15 protein-coding genes are annotated in these 18,254 nt (G+C 66.5%); all 15 read left to right on the forward strand.

From position 1 onward, the window contains the following. Positions 1-38 precede the first annotated feature (38 nt). The 15 genes from BLV49_RS16550 to BLV49_RS16620 all read left to right on the forward strand — a co-directional run bounded on the left by BLV49_RS16550 (position 39) and on the right by BLV49_RS16620 (position 18,231). Positions 39-1,451 (forward strand): UDP-N-acetylmuramoyl-tripeptide--D-alanyl-D-alanine ligase, encoded by a 1,413-nt coding sequence (locus tag BLV49_RS16550; protein WP_091187994.1) that lies wholly within the window; start codon positions 39-41, stop codon positions 1,449-1,451. Then, positions 1,448-2,560: a phospho-N-acetylmuramoyl-pentapeptide-transferase gene (gene mraY / locus BLV49_RS16555; RefSeq protein ID WP_091187997.1), complete on the forward strand. Its 1,113-nt coding sequence runs from the start codon at positions 1,448-1,450 to the stop codon at positions 2,558-2,560. Before BLV49_RS16550 ends, mraY begins: the two co-directional genes overlap by 4 nt. Further along, entirely contained in the window at positions 2,557-4,092 is a 1,536-nt protein-coding gene (gene murD / locus BLV49_RS16560) for a UDP-N-acetylmuramoyl-L-alanine--D-glutamate ligase (protein ID WP_245723750.1), read from the forward strand. The genes mraY and murD overlap by 4 nt, the downstream gene beginning before the upstream one ends. Further along, complete coding sequence (gene ftsW, locus BLV49_RS16565; RefSeq protein ID WP_245723751.1) at positions 4,055-5,260, forward strand: putative lipid II flippase FtsW; 1,206 nt, start codon at positions 4,055-4,057, stop codon at positions 5,258-5,260. The genes murD and ftsW overlap by 38 nt, the downstream gene beginning before the upstream one ends. After that, complete coding sequence (locus tag BLV49_RS16570) at positions 5,257-6,336, forward strand: UDP-N-acetylglucosamine--N-acetylmuramyl-(pentapeptide) pyrophosphoryl-undecaprenol N-acetylglucosamine transferase (protein ID WP_091188005.1); 1,080 nt, start codon at positions 5,257-5,259, stop codon at positions 6,334-6,336. The genes ftsW and BLV49_RS16570 overlap by 4 nt, the downstream gene beginning before the upstream one ends. A 29-nt stretch (positions 6,337-6,365) precedes the next feature. Beyond that, complete coding sequence (gene murC, locus BLV49_RS16575; RefSeq protein WP_091188007.1) at positions 6,366-7,763, forward strand: UDP-N-acetylmuramate--L-alanine ligase; 1,398 nt, start codon at positions 6,366-6,368, stop codon at positions 7,761-7,763. A 165-nt stretch (positions 7,764-7,928) separates the two neighbouring features. After that, complete coding sequence (locus BLV49_RS16580; protein ID WP_091188009.1) at positions 7,929-8,750, forward strand: cell division protein FtsQ/DivIB; 822 nt, start codon at positions 7,929-7,931, stop codon at positions 8,748-8,750. A 144-nt stretch (positions 8,751-8,894) separates the two neighbouring features. Next, entirely contained in the window at positions 8,895-10,091 is a 1,197-nt protein-coding gene (gene ftsZ / locus BLV49_RS16585) for a cell division protein FtsZ (RefSeq protein ID WP_091188012.1), read from the forward strand. A gap of 160 nt (positions 10,092-10,251) precedes the next feature. Then, positions 10,252-10,740, forward strand: a complete 489-nt coding sequence (locus BLV49_RS16590) for a cell division protein SepF (protein WP_091186485.1) — start codon at positions 10,252-10,254, stop codon at positions 10,738-10,740. 7 nt (positions 10,741-10,747) lie between these two features. Next, positions 10,748-11,053 carry a YggT family protein gene (locus tag BLV49_RS16595; RefSeq protein ID WP_281245342.1) on the forward strand — a complete coding sequence of 102 codons (306 nt, stop codon included), beginning with the start codon at positions 10,748-10,750 and terminating at the stop codon, positions 11,051-11,053. 155 nt (positions 11,054-11,208) lie between these two features. Continuing rightward, positions 11,209-11,844: a DivIVA domain-containing protein gene (locus tag BLV49_RS16600; protein WP_091188014.1), complete on the forward strand. Its 636-nt coding sequence runs from the start codon at positions 11,209-11,211 to the stop codon at positions 11,842-11,844. Positions 11,845-11,904: 60 nt separating this feature from the next. Then, positions 11,905-12,435: a signal peptidase II gene (lspA, locus tag BLV49_RS16605; RefSeq protein ID WP_245723678.1), complete on the forward strand. Its 531-nt coding sequence runs from the start codon at positions 11,905-11,907 to the stop codon at positions 12,433-12,435. Between the two features lie 3 nt (positions 12,436-12,438). Then, complete coding sequence (locus tag BLV49_RS16610) at positions 12,439-13,359, forward strand: RluA family pseudouridine synthase (RefSeq protein ID WP_091186479.1); 921 nt, start codon at positions 12,439-12,441, stop codon at positions 13,357-13,359. 87 nt (positions 13,360-13,446) lie between these two features. After that, positions 13,447-16,914, forward strand: a complete 3,468-nt coding sequence (dnaE, locus tag BLV49_RS16615) for a DNA polymerase III subunit alpha (RefSeq protein ID WP_245723723.1) — start codon at positions 13,447-13,449, stop codon at positions 16,912-16,914. Between the two features lie 36 nt (positions 16,915-16,950). Next, positions 16,951-18,231, forward strand: coding sequence for a hypothetical protein (locus BLV49_RS16620; protein WP_091188016.1), 1,281 nt, complete (start codon positions 16,951-16,953; stop codon positions 18,229-18,231). Positions 18,232-18,254: the final 23 nt, after the last annotated feature.

Raw genomic sequence — 18,254 nt, forward strand, 5'->3', positions numbered from 1 at the left:
CAACGCGCTGTGCCACTCACGAAGGAGACATTCGACCGGTGATCACACTCACCATCGCGGAGATCGCGCAGGCCGTTTCCGGCCGATTCGACCCGGCCGGAAGTCCGGCGACGGAAAGCGACGTCGTCTCGGGCTATGTCGAGACGGATTCGCGAGAGATTGTCGACGGCGGAATCTTCGTCGCAAAGCCCGGAGAGGCCACCGACGGACACCGCTTCGTCTCGGCAGCGGTCGACCGCGGAGCGGCACTCGCGATCGTCGAGCACACGGTCGACACCGTCGTGCCGCAGATCATCGTCGACGACGCGGTCACAGCGCTCGGCGCGCTCGCGGGCGAGGTCATCCGCCGCGTCAAGGCTTCCGGCGACCTGACCGTGATCGGCATCACCGGATCCAACGGAAAGACCACGACGAAGAATCTGCTCAACGCGATTCTCGCGCCGGACGCAGAGACCGTGGCTCCCAAGAACTCGTTCAACAACACGGTCGGCGCACCGACGACGATGCTGCGCGTCACGCCGAGCACCCGCTACCTGATCTCCGAGCTTGGCGCCTCAGGCATCGGCCACATCGCCCGGCTCGCGGCGCTCGCGACTCCCGACATCGCCATCGAGCTCAAGGTCGGCATGGCCCACGCCGGAGGCTTCGGCGGAATCGAGGCCACCGCGCGGGCGAAGACCGAGCTCGTCGAGAGCCTCAGCGAGGACGGCATCGCGATCCTCAATCGCGATGACCATCGCGTCGCGGCCATGGCCTCCGCGACGTCGGCCCGCGTCGTGTGGTTCGGCGAGCACGCCGACGCCGACGTCCGAGCCAGCGACATCGCCGTCTCCGCACGCGGAACGACCTTCACTGTGCTGCTCGCCGACGGGCAGAGCGCGACCGTGAACTTCAGAGTGCTCGGCGAGCACCACGTCATGAACGCCCTCGCGGCGATCGCAGCGGCAACCGAACTGGGCGTGCCCCTTGACACGGCCGTGGCCCGCATCGAATCGGTGACTCGCGCCGAGCGGTGGCGCATGGAGGTCATGGGCGGTCGTGACGGCATCACGATCATCAACGACGCCTACAACGCGAGCCCCGACTCGATGGCGGCGGCGCTCAAGACGCTCGCCCTCATCACGGAGCCTGAGCAACGCACTGTCGCCGTTCTCGGCGCGATGAGCGAGCTGGGGGAGTACGCCGGCGACGAGCACGACCGGATCGGCCTCATGGCGGTGAGGCTCGGCATCAGCCAGCTTGTCGTCGTCGGGCCCGAGGCGCGCCGACTGCACATCTCCGCCATCAACGAAGGATCATGGGCGGGCGAGTCGATCTACTTCGAGACGGCCGACGAGGCCTACGACTATCTGCACGCGAACCTTCGATCAGGCGACACGGTCCTCGTAAAATCATCCAATTCCGTCGGATTGCGATTCCTCGGCGACCGGCTGGGAGAATTGTTCTCGTGATTGCACTGCTCACCGCCGGCGCCCTGTCAGGAGCGTTCTCGCTCTTCCTGACGCCGCTGTTCATCCGCCTCTTCCGCAAGCTCGGCTGGGGACAGTTCATCCGCGACGACGGGCCGCAGTCGCACCATTCCAAGAAGGGCACCGCCACGATGGGCGGCATCGTCGTCATCGTCGGCGTGCTCTTCGGCTACTTCACCGCCATGTTCATCACGGGCGACCGCATCAGCGTGTCGGCGCTGCTCGTCCTGCTCATGATGGTGGGCCTCGGCATCGTCGGCTTCGTCGACGACTTCCTCAAGACCCGAAAGCAGCAGAGCCTCGGGCTCGGCGGCTGGGAGAAGGTCGCCGGGCAGGTCATCGTCGCCGCCGTCTTCGCGGTGCTCGCGATCAGCTTCCCGAACAGCGAGGGGTTCACTCCCGGCTCGACGGCGATCTCCTTCATCCGCGATCTGAAGATCGACTTCCTCGCGCTCACGCAGTGGGGCACGGTCGGCGCCGTCATCGGCTTCATCCTGTACTTCGTATGGATCTCCTGCATCGTCACGGCCACCTCGAACGGCGTCAACGTCACCGACGGGCTCGACGGACTCGCGACGGGTGCGAGCATCCTCGCGATCGGCTCCTACGTCGTGATCGGCTTCTGGCAGTACAACCAGTCGTGCTTCAGCCAGGCGCTGCCCCGCGAGCTCGCGTACAAGTGCTACGACGTCGTCGACCCGCTCGGGCTCGCTATCGTCGCGTCCGCCATCGTCGGCGCGCTCATCGGCTTCCTCTGGTGGAACACGACTCCGGCCCAGATCTTCCTGGGGGACACGGGCTCTCTCGCGCTCGGCGGCGCTGTCGCGGCGCTCGCGATCCTGACGCACACCGAGATCCTGCTGCTGTTCATCGGCGGTCTCTTCGTCATCGAGGCGGGCTCGGTCATCGTTCAGCGCGTGTACTTCAAGCTCACGCACGGCAAGCGCATCTTCTTGATGAGCCCGATTCACCATCACTTCGAGTTGAAGGGCTGGGCGGAGATCACCGTCGTCGTGCGGTTCTGGATCATCGGCGGCCTCCTCGTGGCCGCCGGAGTCGGCTCGTTCTACCTCGAATGGATCTCCCGGTGAGCCCGCGCCACGCGGCGCCGAGCCGACTCGACGGACTGACGAGCTGGCACGCCGACTGGAGCGGACTGCGCGTTGCCGTCCTCGGCCTCGGTGTCACGGGGTTCTCGGTCGCCGACACGCTCGCCGAACTCGGCGCCGACGTCCTCGTCGTCGCCGGCACCGCCGACGATGAACGCGCCCAACTGCTGCCGGTCATCGGCGCACGGCTCGTGCAGGGCGACCTCGACGAGCCGCCGACCGAGCTCATCGAACACGACCCGGAGCTGTTCATCGTCTCGCCGGGCTTCGCGCCGCGGCATCCGCTCGTCACGTGGGCGGCCGAGCAGGGCATTCCGATCTGGGGCGACATCGAGCTCGCCTGGCGTGTGCGCGACAAGGTCGGCACACCGGCCGAGTGGATCATGGTCACCGGCACGAACGGCAAGACCACGACGGTGCAGCTCACGGCCGCGATGATCCAGGCGGGGGGAGCGCGCGTCGCACCGTGCGGCAACATCGGGGTGCCCGTCCTCGACGCCGTGCGCGACCCGCAGGGCTTCGACGTGTTCGTCGTCGAGCTCTCGAGCTATCAGCTGCACTATCTCGGCGCGACCGACATCGACGTTTCCCCGTTGTCGGCCGTGTGTCTCAACCTCGCGAACGACCACATCGACTGGCACGGCAGCTTCGAGGCATACCGCGACGCGAAGGCCGTCGTGTACCGCAACGCGCGTGTCGCCTGCGTATACAACAAGGCGGATGCCGCGACGCGGACGATGGTCGAGGACGCCGACGTGATCGAGGGCGCCCGCGCCATCGGATTCGATCTCGGCGTGCCGGGACCGAGCGACCTCGGCATCGTCGACGGCATCCTGTGCGATCGCGCGTTCCTCGCCGAGCGCCGCAGCTCCGCGCTCGAGCTCACGACGCTCGACGAGCTGCGCTCTCAAGGACTCGACGCCCCGCACATCGTCGCGAACATCCTCGCCGCGAGCGCGCTCGCCCGCTCCTACGACGTGCCGCCGGAGGTCATCCGGGACGCGCTGCGGGAGTTCAGCCTCGACCGCCACCGCATTGAAGTGGTGCTCGAGCAGGCGCGGATCCGCTGGGTCGACGATTCGAAGGCGACGAACCCGCACGCGGCCGACGCGTCGCTCGCCGCATTCGACTCGGTCGTCTGGCTGGTTGGCGGCCTGCTGAAGGGCGTGGACATCGCGCCGCTCGTGGAACGTCATGCGGGTCGCCTCCGCGGCGCCGTCGTGCTCGGCGTCGACAGGGAGCCCGTGCTCGAGGCATTGCGGCGACACGCGCCCGACGTTCCGGTGTTCGAGGTCGACGCGACAGAGACTGAGACTGTGATGACGCGCGCGGTCGATGCCGCGGGCGAGATGGCGCAGGCGGGCGACGTTGTGTTGCTCGCCCCGGCGGCGGCATCCATGGATCAATTCGCCAGCTATGCCGAACGCGGCAGGCAATTCGCAGAGGCTGTGACACGAACGTGGGGAGGTGGGGCCGGTGACGGATCAGAAGAGCCTCACCGACCAGCGCGCTGAGCCGCGCAGATTCACGTCTGCACGCATCACGCTCGGTCGCCTCGAATCGGCCGTCCCGTCGAACTTCGTCCTCCTTCTGGGCGTCACGATCTTCCTCGTCGTCTTCGGCCTCGTCATGGTCGCCTCGTCGTCGTCCATCGACTCGTTTCTCGACTCGGACGGGTTTTTCGGCGGGTTCTGGAAGCAGGCCACCTACGCCGTCATCGGCGTGCCGATCATGCTCATCATGAGCCGGTTCCCCATCTCGTTCTGGAAGCGCTGGGCGTGGCCCGCCATCGTCTTCTCGCTCGCGCTGCAGCTTCTCGTGTTCACGCCGCTCGGCATCGTCGACGGCGGCAACCGCAACTGGATCGCCATCGGCCCCGTCAGCGGGCAGCCGTCGGAGCTCGTGAAGCTCGCCATGATCATCTGGCTCGCCGCCGTGCTCTCGCGCAAGCAGTCGCTGCTCACCGACTGGAAGCACGTGCTCATCCCCGTCGTGCCGGTCGCGGGGCTCGCGATCCTTCTCGTGCTGCTCGGGCATGACCTGGGCACCGTGAGCATCATGGCGGGCATCGTGCTCGGCGCCATGTTCTTCGCCAACGTCAAGCTGCGCTACCTCGCCGTTCCCGTTCTCGGCGGCGGAGCGCTGCTCGCGGTCATGGCGATCACGAGCGAGAACCGGATGCGGCGCATCATGTCGTTCCTCGACGAGCAGTGCCTCGACTACGAAGGGCTGTGCTGGCAGCCGCTGCACGGCACGTGGGCGCTCGCGGGCGGCGGCATCTTCGGCCGCGGACTCGGCAACTCGCTCGAGAAATGGGACTGGCTGCCCGCGGCATCCAACGATTACATCTTCGCCATCATCGGCGAGGAGCTCGGCCTCATCGGGTGCATCGTGGTGCTCGCGCTGTTCGTCGTCATGACCGTCGTGTTCATTCGCATCATGCGCGACGCGCGAGACCCCTTCACGCGCATCGCTACGGGCACCGTGATGGTGTGGATCGTGGGCCAGGCGTTCGTCAACATCGGCGTCGTGCTGCGCGTATTCCCCGTGCTCGGCGTGCCGCTCCCGTTCATCTCGGCCGGCGGAACAGCGCTGCTCACGGGCCTCATGGCCATCGGCGTCGTGCTCTCTTGCGCACGGAACGACGACGCGGGCGCCGCTCGCCTTAAGGTGGCAGGATGACGACGTATCTTCTCGCGGGCGGCGGAACGGCCGGCCACGTGAACCCCCTCCTCGCGGTCGCCGACGCGCTCCGTGAGCGTGAATCGGATGCCGAGGTGATTGTGCTCGGCACGAAGGAGGGCCTCGAGGCCCGGCTCGTGCCCGAGCGCGGGTACGAGCTCGCCGTGATTCCGAAAGTGCCGTTCCCACGCCGGCTGAACGGTGCTGCGCTGCGCTTCCCCGGTGCTTTCCGGCGCGCCCGCAAGCTCACGCAAGAGCTCATCCGGGAGCGGAACGTCGAGGTCGTCGTGGGCTTCGGCGGGTACGCCTCCACGCCCGCGTACGTCGCCGCCAAACGCGAGCGTGTGCCGCTCGCCATCCACGAGGCGAACGCGAGGCCGGGGCTCGCGAACCGGCTCGGCGCCCGCTACACGCGATTCGTCGGCGTCGCGTTCCACGGAACGAAGATCCGGAACGCGCGATTCGTCGGGATGCCGCTGCGCCGCGAGATCGAGCAGCTGGACCTCGATGCGGCGCGACGCGAGGGCATTGACTTCTTCGGCCTCGACCCCGCCCGGCAGACACTGCTGGTCACGGGCGGCTCGCAAGGCGCCCGGCGGCTCAACAACACGATCCTCGAGTCAGCGGCGTCGATCGTCGACGCCGGCTGGCAGATCATCCACCTGATCGGCGACAAGGCAGATCTCGAAGATCCCGGCATCCCGAACTATCACGTGCTGCGGTACTGCGACCGCATGGATCTGGCCCTCGCGGTCGCGGACTTCGCCGTCTCGCGCGCCGGCGCCGCTACCGTCTCGGAGCTCACTGCCGTCGGCGTTCCCGCCGTGTACGTTCCGTACCCCGTCGGCAACGGCGAGCAGCGGCTCAACGCCGCCGACGCCGTCGGCGCGAACGGCGCAATCCTGATCGCGGACGCGCTGTTCGTGCCCAGCTGGGTGCAGTCGACGCTTCTGCCGCTGCTCGGCGACCGCGTGCGTATCACCGACATGGCCGCGCAGAGCCGCCATATCGGCTCCCTCGAAGGCACGAAGCGTATGCTTCAGCTGATCGATGACGCCCGCTCGAATGTCCGCTGACGACTCGAGCCATTCCCTGAAAGACAGACGTGATCAAGCCTGACCTCACCGTTCCGCTTCCCGAGAAGATCGGCACCATTCACTTCATCGGCATCGGCGGCTCCGGGATGAGCGGCATCGCGCGGCTCTTTCTCGCCGCCGGGCACTCGGTGACCGGATCGGACCGCTCCGAATCCGCAAACGTGCAGCAGCTCCGCGACCTCGGCGCGACCGTGCACATCGGCCACGACGCGGCCAACCTCGGAGACGCCGACACCGTCGTCGTCACGAGCGCGCTCTGGCCCGACAACCCCGAGTACCTCGCGGCGAAAGAACGCGGTGTGCCGGTGCTGCACCGGTCGAAGGCGCTCGCCTGGCTGATCGGCGATCAACGACTCGTCGCCGTCGCCGGCGCTCACGGCAAGACGACCTCGACCGGAATGATCGTCACGGGGCTGCTCGGCCTCGGCGCCGACCCGAGCTTCGTCAACGGCGGCGTCATCGAATCCCTCGGCGTGAGCTCCGCTCCCGGCGGCGACGACATCTTCGTGGTCGAGGCCGACGAGTCCGACGGATCATTCCTGCTGTACAACACCGCAGTGACTCTCATCACCAACGTCGATCCGGACCACCTGGACCACTACGGCTCGCGGGCGGCCTTCTTCGACGCTTTCGTCACGTTCGCCGATCGCGCCAGAGAACTGGTCGTCATCTCCTCCGATGACCCGGGGGCGGTTGACGTCACGTCCCGACTGGAGCACCACAACGTCGTCACGTTCGGCGAAGCGGAGGGTGCCGACGTGCGCATCAGCGACATCGCGCCGACGGGGCCTGTCGCATTCACCCTGCATTTCCGTGGCGCCGAGTACTCCGCTCAGCTGAGCGTCCCGGGCCGGCACAACGCCATCAACGCGGCCGGCGCGTTCGCCGTGCTCACGGGACTCGGATTCGAGCCTGCGGCGGCGCTCGAGAGCCTCGCTCGCTTCGGGGGGACGAAGAGGCGCTTCGAACTGCACGGCATCGTCGGCGGCGTGAGCGTCTACGACGACTACGCCCACCACCCCACCGAGGTCGCAGCGGCTCTCTCGGCCGCTCGGAGCGTCATCGGCTCCGGGCGCATCATCGCGGTGCACCAGCCGCATCTCTACAGCCGGACGAAGATGTTCGCCGGCGAATTTGCGGAGACGCTCGAGCAATACGCCGACCACACGGTCGTCCTCGACGTCTGCGGCGCGCGTGAAGACCCGATCCCCGGCGTGACGGGAGCTCTCGTATCCGACCGCTTCGCGGATTCCGCGAACGTCGACTACGTTCCCGACTGGCAGGACGCGGCGGACCTCACGGCCCGCATCGCGCGGGACGGCGACTACGTCATCACTCTCGGCTGCGGCGACGTCTACTTGCTCGTGCCTCAGCTGCTTGCGGCTCTCGAACGAGAGCACCGGTAGGCGACGGTGAAGCGTCCCGGGGGTTTCACGCCGCCGCCGAAGCCAGATCTCGAATCGGACCGTCGGCCGGAGCCAGCGGCCGAAACGCCGGTTACCTTCCTCGGTCGGTTCGGTCGGGGGTCCGGCCCTCGCAGCGATCGACTCGCAGAGGCAGAGCCTCACGCAATGGAGGACGCCGATGAGGCGGCAGACGCGCGGGATGAAGGGGCCGCCCCGGAGAGTCAGCCGTGGTCGCTCAAGCGCGCGATCCGCGAACGCCGCAGAATCGAGCGGTCCGAGGTCAAACGTTTCACGGCCCGGTCGCGTCGTCGTCGGCGCAACGCCCTCATCGTCGTCGGCGCCGTCCTCGTCGTCGCCGTCGGATCGATCGGCGCCGCCTACTCACCGCTCATGTCGGTGCGCACGATAACGGTCGAGGGAGCGCAGCTCGTCAACAGCGACGGAATCGTGAACGATCTGCAGTCGCAGCTCGGACGCCCGTTCCCCATGATCGATCAGCGCGAGATCAAGGCCGCACTCGTCAAGTATCCGCTCATCCAGAGCTACAGCGTCGAGGCGGTGCCGCCGTCGACCCTCGTCGTGCGGCTCGTGGAACGGGAGCCGCTCGGCCTTCGGGAAGTGGATGGCGGATTCGCGCTCGTCGATGCCGCAGGGGTCGTCCTGCGCACGGATGCGGATCGGATCAGCGGGTACCCGGTCATCGACACCGACGGAACGACCTCGAGCAAAGGCTTCGAAGCGGCCGTCGCGGTGCTGCGGGCGCTGCCCGATTCCGTGCGCTCGACCGTCGACAAGGTCACCGCTTCCACCCGAGACGATGTGACGCTCGTGCTTGCCGAAACCGGCGCAACGGTTCGCTGGGGGAGCGCCGAGGAGTCAGCCGCGAAAGCCAAAGCGCTGACCGAGCTCATGGCCGCCTATCCGCCTGACGCGGTCAAGCTCTACGACGTCTCGAGCTCGAAGAACGTCGTCGTTCAGCCCCGCTGACAAATTCGCTCGCCGACATCCGAGATTCCCGCGTGTCACCCGGCGATGAGGAGCGCGCCCGCATAACGTCAAGGTCAGGAAATGCATACTGAGCATAACTTTAACCCTTAACTTGAGGTTGAAAGTTCTCATCGGAGGCCGGACGTGACAACTAACCAGAACTACCTCGCAGTGATCAAGGTGGTCGGCATTGGCGGTGGCGGCGTTAACGCCGTCAACCGCATGATCGAGCTTGGGCTGCGAGGCGTTGAATTCATCGCCATCAACACCGACGCGCAGGCGCTGCTCATGAGCGACGCCGACGTCAAGCTCGACGTGGGACGCGAGATCACCCGCGGTCTCGGCGCAGGCGCCGACCCCGAGGTCGGACGACGCGCCGCCGAAGACCACGCAGAGGAGATCGAGGAGGCCCTCGCCGGAGCAGACATGGTCTTCGTCACGGCAGGTGAGGGAGGCGGAACCGGTACGGGAGGCGCTCCCGTCGTGGCGCGCATCGCGAAGTCGATTGGCGCCCTCACCATCGGTGTCGTCACCAAGCCCTTCGGGTTCGAGGGCCGGCGCCGGCAGCAGCAGGCCGAGCTCGGCGTCGCGACCCTCAAGGAAGAAGTCGACACCCTCATCGTCGTGCCGAACGACCGCCTGCTCGAGATCAGCGACCGCGGCATCAGCATGCTCGAGGCCTTCGCCACGGCCGACCAGGTTCTTCTGGCCGGTGTGCAGGGCATCACCGATCTCATCACGACGCCGGGGCTCATCAACCTCGACTTCGCCGACGTCAAGTCGGTCATGCAGGGAGCGGGCTCCGCGCTCATGGGCATCGGCTCCTCGCGTGGCGCCGATCGCTCTATCAAGGCGGCCGAGCTCGCCGTCGCCTCTCCGCTGCTCGAGGCGAGCATCGAGGGCGCTCACGGCGTGCTCCTGTCCATTCAGGGTGGCTCGAACCTCGGCATCTTCGAGATCAACGACGCCGCACGTCTCGTGCAGGAGGCCGTGCACCCCGAGGCGAACATCATCTTCGGCGCGGTCATCGACGACACGCTCGGCGACGAGGTGCGCGTCACGGTCATCGCCGCCGGGTTCGACGGGGGAGAGCCGCCGAGCCGCCAGATCGAGCCGCTCAAGGATGCGATCATGACGACCGGAGGCGTCATGGCATCAACGAGCGAGGCTGACAGCTCGGCGTCGCGTGCAAACGACGACGTCGTCGAGACTCCGGATGCCGCTCCGGCGCGGAAGCCGTGGGAGACTCCGCGCGCGCCCGAGCACATTCCGGCTCCATCGGCCGTCGACCCGGCCTTTGCCGACGAGGACGAACTCGACATTCCCGACTTCCTGAAGTAGCAGCTCCTTCCGACTCCGAACGACCGCCCACCGATGCTCCGGCATCCGGTGGGCGGTCGTTTTTCTGCTGCGACACGCGGCGAATTCAGGCGCTCAATCACGGCTTTCATTCCTCGTCGCCGTTAGCCTCGAGAGGGAAGAACCACTATCGGAGGAAGCGATGTCGAACCCCCTCAAGAAGACCATGGTGTACCTCGGACTCGCTGATGAAGAGCTGGGGTACGAAGACGAGGCCCAGCCTCAGCAGGCGCAGTCCTCTACCGCCTCGTCGTCCCAACAGCAGGCTCCCGCCGCCGTGCCGCAGAACCGCGCGCCGGTGACGCCGCTCCGTCGCCCGACTGCTGTCAAGCAGGCCGCTCCGGCCGAACTGAACGAGATCCTCACGGTTCACCCCAAGCAGTACCGCGACGCGCAGATGATCGCCGAGAGCTTCCGCGAGGGCGTGCCGGTGATCATCAACCTCTCGCAGATGAGCGACGGCGACGCACGCCGCCTCATCGACTTCGCGAGCGGCCTCTCGCAGGGCCTCTATGGCAAGATCGAGCGCGTGACGTCGAAGGTGTTCCTCCTCTCGCCGTCCCACATCGCGGTCTCGGGCGAGCAAGCGCAGAAGAGCGAGAGCGAACAGACGTTCTTCGCTCAGCAATAATTAGTGGGTGAGCGACGTCTTTCCAGTAATCGGCAACATCCTCTACCTGGTGTTGCTCCTGTACTTTTTCGTGATGTGGGGCCGCTTCATTCTCGACCTCATGCGCACGTTCAATCGCGCGTGGCGACCCCGGGGTGCCGGTCTCGTCGCTGCTGAATTCGTCTACTCCGTGACGGATCCGCCCGTGAAGTTCTTCCGCCGGGTCTTCCCTCCGCTTCGCTTCGGCTCCGTCGCCCTCGACTTCGGCTGGAGCATCACGATGCTCTGCGTGATCATCGCGATGTTCCTCGTCGGAATCCTCCGATCCGCATGAACGTCAAAGACTTTCCGATCGGCATTCCGCGTTAGGGCGGTCTCGGCTGTATTCTGGGACAGGCGTCACCCGTCTTGCGTCCCGGCATCTCGAGGTCGTGTTTGCTAACGTGGGCACGCTACACACGAACACTGAACACATGAAGGTGGTACGCCATGGCGCTCACTCCGGAAGACGTAGTCAATAAGCAGTTTCAGCAGACCAAGTTTCGCGAGGGGTACGACCAGGACGAGGTCGACGACTTCCTTGACGAGGTCGTCGTCGAACTGCGCCGCCTGATCCAGGAGAACGAGGACCTCAAGGACCGTCTCTCGAAGGCGGAGTCGGGCACCGGCGAGCAGAAGTTCGTCGCCGAGCAGCCCGCCGCTGCCGCGCCCGCCGCTGCCGCCCCGGCCGAGCCGGAGCAGAAGCCGGTCGTCGAGGAGCCGAAGCAGGAGACCAAGGCCGAGCCGGCCGACGAGTCGGAGAGCTCGAACAGCCTCCTCATCCTCGCCCGTCGTCTGCACGACGAGCACGTCCGCGAGGGTGCGGAGAAGCGTGACCAGCTCATCGCCGAGGGCCACGCGACCGCTGCGCGCGTCGTTGCCGAGGCCGAGGCGAAGCAGCGCGAGGAGCTCGCGAAGCTCGAGACCGCTAAGAGCGGCCTCGAGAAGAAGATCGACGAGCTTCGCCAGTTCGAGAGCGAGTACCGCCAGAACCTCCGCAGCTACATCGAGGGTCAGCTCAACGAACTCGACAAGTCGGGTCCGGCCTCCAGCTCTTCGCAGCTGACCGAGTCTGCCAACCACTAGGTCTTGCCGGAGTCATCTTCACGCGCAGCCACGGTCCGGGCGTTTGCCGTCCTCGTGACCGTGGCTGCGTTGTGGTTCGCGCTTGACCAATGGACGAAGCACCTCGTCGTCACCTCGATGACCGAGGGGGAGCAGGTTCCCGTTCTCGGCAACGTGCTTCAACTGGTGTTCGTCCGCAACTCGGGGGCCGCGTTCTCGCTCGCCTCGGGAGCGACGTGGATCTTCTCCATCCTCGCCTCCATCGTCGTCGTCGTGATCATCGTGCTCGCCCGACGCATCCGCTCGCCCTGGTGGGCCCTCGTGTTCGGCCTGCTGCTCGGCGGAGTGCTGGGGAACCTCTCGGATCGCCTCTTCCGCGAGCCCTCGTTCGGTCTCGGTCACGTCGTCGACTTCATCTCCACGCCGTGGATGATGCCCGCGATCTACAACGTCGCCGACATCGGCATCGTGAGCGCGATGGTTCTGTTCGTGCTGCTCACGATTCTCGGCATCGGGCTTGACGGCGTGCGCCACGCGAAGACGGAAGCCGACCCGCAGCAGACGCCCTCCGGCGAGATCGGTCACGACGAGCAGCGCCGGGCAGGCGACTAGCCGATGCAGTCGCGCGCTCTTCCCGTCCCCGATGGGCTCGACGGCGTTCGAGCGGATGCCGGGATCGCCAAGCTCCTCGGATTCTCGCGCACGTTCGCGGCCGAAGTGCTCGAGGCGGGCGGGGTCACACTCGACGGCCGGATCCTCGCGAAGTCGGACAAGCTCACGGCCGAATCCTGGCTGAACGTCGAGTGGCAACCTCGCCAGGAGGCGGTCATCGAGCCCGTCGATGTGCCGGATCTCGACATCGTCTTCGACGACGATGACATCGTCGTCGTGAACAAGCCGTCGGGAGTGGCCGCTCATCCCTCCGTCGGGTGGACCGGTCCGACAGTGCTCGGGGCGCTCGCGGGGGCGGGATTCAGGATCGCGACGTCCGGCGCCGCGGAACGCGCGGGAATCGTCCACCGCCTCGACGTCGGCACGAGCGGCCTCATGGTCGTTGCGAAGACGGAACGCGCGTACTCCGCCCTCAAGCGCGCGTTCCACGACCGCGAGGTCGAGAAGATCTACCACGCCGTCGTGCAGGGGCATCCCGATCCCTTCACGGGAACGATCGACGCGCCGATCGGCCGGCACCCGAAACACGACTGGAAGTTCGCGGTGACCGCGGGCGGCAAGCCGTCCGTCACCCACTACGAGACGATCGAGGCGTTCCGGGCGGCGACGCTGCTCGAGATCCATCTCGAGACCGGTCGCACCCACCAGATCCGCGTGCACATGAGCGCCATGCGCCACCCGTGCGTGGGCGACCCGCTCTACGGCGCCGACCCGACACTGTCCGCACGCCTCGGACTCACGCGTCAGTGGCTGCAGGCCGTGCAGCTCGCCTTCGCGCACCCGGCCACGGGGGAGTGGGTGAGCTTCACCGCCCCCTACGCGCCGGACCTGCAGCACGCACTGGATGTCCTCGGTCGCGATTAGGCTGGAGGCACAGCGTCTACCACTCACGGAGTTCTCGTGCCCTCAACTGACTCGTTCGTCCACCTGCACGTCCACAGCGAGTACTCGATGCTCGACGGGGCCGCCCGCGTCGGCGAGGTGGTGAGCGCCGCCGTCGAACAGGGGATGCCGGCGCTCGCGGTCACGGACCACGGAAACATGTTCGGCGCCTTCGACTTCTGGCGCACGGCGACGGCCGCCGGGCTCAAGCCGATCATCGGCACAGAGGCCTACCTCACGCCGGGCACCCACCGCGGCGACCGCACGCGCGTGCGCTGGGGCAACGGCGGCGGCGACGACGTGTCCGGGTCCGGCGCCTACACGCACATGACGCTGCTCGCCGAGACGACGGAGGGGATGCACAACCTCTTCCGGCTCTCGTCGAAGGCATCGATCGAGGGTTACTACTTCAAGCCTCGAATGGACCGGGAGATCCTGTCGCAGTACTCCCGCGGCATCATCGCGACTACGGGCTGCCCGAGCGGTGAGATCCAGACCCGGCTCCGCCTCGGGCAGTACAAGGAAGCACGCCAGGCGGCCGCGGACTACCGGGACATCTTCGGACCCGAGAACTTCTACTGCGAGCTCATGGACCACGGCATCGGCATCGAGAAGCGCGTGGCGAGCGAGCTCCTCGACCTGGCGAAAGACCTCGGGCTCAAGCTCGTCGCCACAAACGATCTGCACTATACGCATGCCGACGACGCGAAGAGCCACGCTGCTCTCCTGTGCGTCCAGTCCGGCGCGACGCTCGACGACCCGAACCGCTTCAAATTCGACGCCGACGAGTTCTACCTGAAATCGGCGGAGCAGATGCGTCACGTCTTCCGTGACCACCCCGACGCGTGCGACAACACTCTCGAAATCGCTGAGCGCTGCCACGTCGAATTCGACACTTCGGCGAATTACATGCCCCGGTTCCCCGTCCCCGACGGCGAGACCGAGCAGACCTGGTTCGTGAAGGAGGTCGAGAAGGGACTCGACTACCGGTATCCGTCGGGCGTTCCCGCCGAGGTGCAGGAGCGCGCCGACTACGAGATGGGCATCATCTCGCAGATGGGCTTTCCCGGCTACTTCCTCGTCGTCGCCGACTTCATCAACTGGTCGAAGGATCACGGGATCCGAGTCGGCCCCGGCCGTGGATCCGGAGCGGGGTCGATGGCGGCCTACGCCATGCGCATCACCGACCTCGACCCGCTCGAACACGGCCTCATCTTCGAGCGGTTCCTCAACCCCGACCGTGTCTCGATGCCTGACTTCGACGTCGACTTCGACGACCGTCGTCGCGGCGAGGTGATCAAGTACGTCACCGAGAAGTACGGCGCAGAGCGCGTCTCCCAGATCGTCACCTACGGAACCATCAAGGCGAAGCAGGCTCTCAAGGACTCGTCGCGGGTGCTCGGCTTCCCGTTCGGCATGGGGGAGAAGCTCACAAAGGCGATGCCGCCGCCCGTGATGGGTAAGGACATCCCCCTCACCGGGATTTTCGATAAGAACCACCCGCGCTATCGCGAGGCCGTGGACATCCGCAACGTCGTCGAGACGGATCCGGAAGCCAAGACCGTGTTCGACACGGCGCTCGGCATCGAGAATCTGAAGCGTCAGTGGGGTGTTCACGCCGCCGGTGTGATCATGTCGAGCGACCCGCTCCTCGACATCATCCCGATCATGAAGCGCGAACAGGACGGCCAGATCGTCACGCAGTTCGACTATCCGGCGTGCGAGTCCCTTGGTCTCATCAAGATGGACTTCCTCGGACTGCGCAACCTGACGATCATCTCGGACGCCCTCGCGAACATCGAGACGAACCGGGGCGAGACGCTCGACCTTGAGCACTTGGGGCTCGACGACACAGCGTCCTATGACCTCCTCGCCCGAGGGGACACGCTCGGGGTGTTCCAGCTCGATGGCGGGCCGATGCGCAGTCTTCTGCGGCTCATGAAGCCCGACAACTTCGAGGACGTCTCCGCCGTCATCGCACTGTACCGGCCGGGGCCGATGGGGGCGGACTCACACACGAACTACGCCCTGCGCAAGAACGGCCTGCAGGCGATCACTCCCATCCACCCGGAACTCGAGGAGCCGCTCAAGGACATCCTCGACACGACATACGGTCTCATCATCTACCAGGAGCAGGTGATGGCGATCGCGCAGAAGGTCGCCGGGTTCTCCCTCGGTCAAGCAGACATTCTGCGCCGCGCGATGGGCAAGAAGAAGAAGTCCGAACTGGACAAGCAGTACGCGGGATTCAGCGGAGGCATGACCGATCGCGGGTATTCGGAGGGCGCGATCAAGGCACTGTGGGACATCCTCCTTCCGTTCTCGGATTACGCGTTCAACAAAGCGCACTCCGCGGCTTACGGCGTGGTGTCGTACTGGACGGCGTACCTCAAGGCGCACTACCCCGCCGAGTACATGGCCGCACTGCTGACGAGTGTCGGCGACTCGAAGGACAAGCTGGCGCTGTATCTCAACGAGTGCCGTCGCATGGGCATCAAGGTGCTGCCGCCCGATGTCAACGAGTCGATCAACTTCTTCGCGGCCGTCGGTGAGGACATCCGTTTCGGACTTGGGGCTGTTCGCAACGTCGGCGCCAACGTCGTCGACGGAATCGTCGCGGCGCGCAACGACAAGGGCAAGTTCGAGAACTTCCACGACTTCCTGCGCAAGGTCCCGGTGCACGTGGCCAACAAGCGAACGGTCGAGTCGCTCATCAAGGCGGGAGCGTTCGACGCGTATCCCGGCACCCGTCGAGCCCTCACCGAGATCCACGAGGACGCTGTCGAGTCGGCCGTCCGCGACAAGCGCATGGAAGCAACGGGCCAAGTCGGCTTCGACTTCGACAGCCTCTTTGCCGAGGTAGGGGAGAGCACGACGGCGAATGTCCCGGAACGTCCGGAATGGTCGAAGAAGGACAAGCTCGCCTTCGAACGCGACATGCTCGGCCTCTACGTGTCCGACCACCCCCTCGCCGGTCTCGAGATCGCACTGGCCAAGCTTGCAAGCACGACGATCAGTGACCTCACGACCTCCGAGCACACGCAGGACGGCGACACCGTCACGATCGCCGGCCTCGTCACGAGCGTCCAGCACCGGGTGGCTAAGGCGTCCGGGAACCAATACGGAATGATCACCGTCGAGGACTTCGGTGCTGAGATGACGGTCATGTTCATGGGCAAGGCCTACCAGGAGTTCCAGCACACGCTCGCGAACGACTCGATCGTCGTCGTGCGGGGGCGGGTGAGCATGCGCGACGACGGCATGAACCTCCACGCCTACAGCATCTTCTCGCCGGATCTCCAACAAGCGGGATCGGCCGGTGCGCTGCTCCTGAACATGCCGGAGCACCGCGCAACGACCGACGCTGTCACGGAACTCGGCGAGATCCTGTCCCGGCACCGAGGCGAGAACGAAGTGCGCCTTCGCCTGCTCAAAGGCGATGTCGCTCGCGTGTTCGAGGTTCCCTACCCGGTGTCCGTCACCGCTGATCTGTTCGGCGAGCTGAAATCACTGCTCGGCCCGAACTGCCTCGGATAGGATTGCGGCGCAGCCCGCCGAATCGGAAAGAGAGCGATGACGTACCAGCAACCTCCTGCCGGATGGAACGGCCCGCAGCAGCCGGTTGGCGGCGACCCGCAGAGGCCGAACCCGCCGCACTCCGCGATGTTCAGCCCGGCTCCGAGCCCGATCGCAAGGGTCGGATCCTTCACGCTGCGTGAAGTCCTCGTCTTCGCGCTCACTCTCGTGCTCCTCATCGCCTCCTTCCTTCCGCTCGTGGCGAGCACCGGCATCGGATACACGAACCTGTGGTCCCCGATGTGGCTGCTCGGGATCCCCGGCGTCATCCTGCCGGTTGTCGCCGCTGCGCTGCTTCTTCTCCAGCGCACAATGCCGAGCACGCGCTGGAGAGTGGGCTCTCTATCGGTCGATCAGTTCGCCTCGGTGATAGCGATCATCGCCGCCGCCTCCTACCTGGGGGTGATCATCGTCGTCGTCGGCATCGGCGCGGCCCTCAGAGACGCGTTCGGCGGGTGGGTCCAGGTTTCCGTCGCACCCGGTGTCGGACCGGTTCTCGGACTCGTGCTGTCGCTCGCTCTCATCACCGTCACCACCGTTGCTCCTCTCCTTCCGCCGTTCAGCGCCGAATTCCAGCAGCGAACGGCTGTCGCGGCGCCGTTGAACGCGCGTCCCCTTGTCGCACTGCCCGCGCGCGAGCGGCCCGCATCGCCCGCGGCGCAGGGCTGGCCGCAGCCGGGTGGACCGCAAATGCCGTACGGCCAGCCGTACGCGCCCGCTGGGCACGCGCCGACAGGATTCGCGCCGCAGCCGGCGTCGCAGACGCCGCTGTACGCACCACAGCCGAGCAGCCATCCGGCTTCGCAACACGAACCCGCGTCGCCGCCGGCCGCGGACCCCCAGGCGAGCAGTGCGTCGAGCGGCTCAGCCGAAGGCGCGGCAGCGAGCCCCGATGCGGAGCGGACGGCTCCGGAGACGACGGAAACTGGCACCCGACGTCGAAGCGACAGTCGTGCGCGGCCCCAGACCGCCTCGGCCGAGGACGATATCGACGAGGACGACGCCGGAGCGCCGGATCAGCACCGCCCCGTGAGCGCGAGCACCCACGTGAACTCCGGGGAGGATGCTGCCCGAACCACGCCGCCGACCGGCCCGTTCTGGGTCTGGGCGCCGGAGCCCCGCGACGTGCTCGACGAAGCGACGGGGATGCCGGTGTTCTCGATCGGCCCCGGTGCGTGGGCCCTCGCTGTCGACGACAGGGGCAGCGAGCTCGTGATCCGGCACGACGATGGCCGCGTCGGAGTGCTGCGCGACATCGAGGGACTCACACGAAGTTGAGTCGTGGCGGCGACGATAGGATG

Origin of the sequence: Paramicrobacterium humi (assembly GCF_900105715.1) — a bacterium.
In the GTDB taxonomy this organism is placed as follows: domain Bacteria; phylum Actinomycetota; class Actinomycetes; order Actinomycetales; family Microbacteriaceae; genus Paramicrobacterium; species Paramicrobacterium humi.

Excerpts from the sequence above, each read along its gene's own strand:
- BLV49_RS16570 (WP_091188005.1), top strand. The coding sequence starts at position 5,257 with ATGACGACGTATCTTCTCGCGGGCGGCGGAACGGCCGGCCACGTGAAC.
- BLV49_RS16580 (WP_091188009.1), top strand. The coding sequence starts at position 7,929 with ATGGAGGACGCCGATGAGGCGGCAGACGCGCGGGATGAAGGGGCCGCC.
- BLV49_RS16590 (WP_091186485.1), top strand. The coding sequence starts at position 10,252 with ATGTCGAACCCCCTCAAGAAGACCATGGTGTACCTCGGACTCGCTGAT.
- BLV49_RS16600 (WP_091188014.1), top strand. The coding sequence starts at position 11,209 with ATGGCGCTCACTCCGGAAGACGTAGTCAATAAGCAGTTTCAGCAGACC.
- BLV49_RS16610 (WP_091186479.1), top strand. The coding sequence starts at position 12,439 with ATGCAGTCGCGCGCTCTTCCCGTCCCCGATGGGCTCGACGGCGTTCGA.
- dnaE (WP_245723723.1), top strand. The coding sequence starts at position 13,447 with ATGCTCGACGGGGCCGCCCGCGTCGGCGAGGTGGTGAGCGCCGCCGTC.
- BLV49_RS16620 (WP_091188016.1), top strand. The coding sequence starts at position 16,951 with ATGACGTACCAGCAACCTCCTGCCGGATGGAACGGCCCGCAGCAGCCG.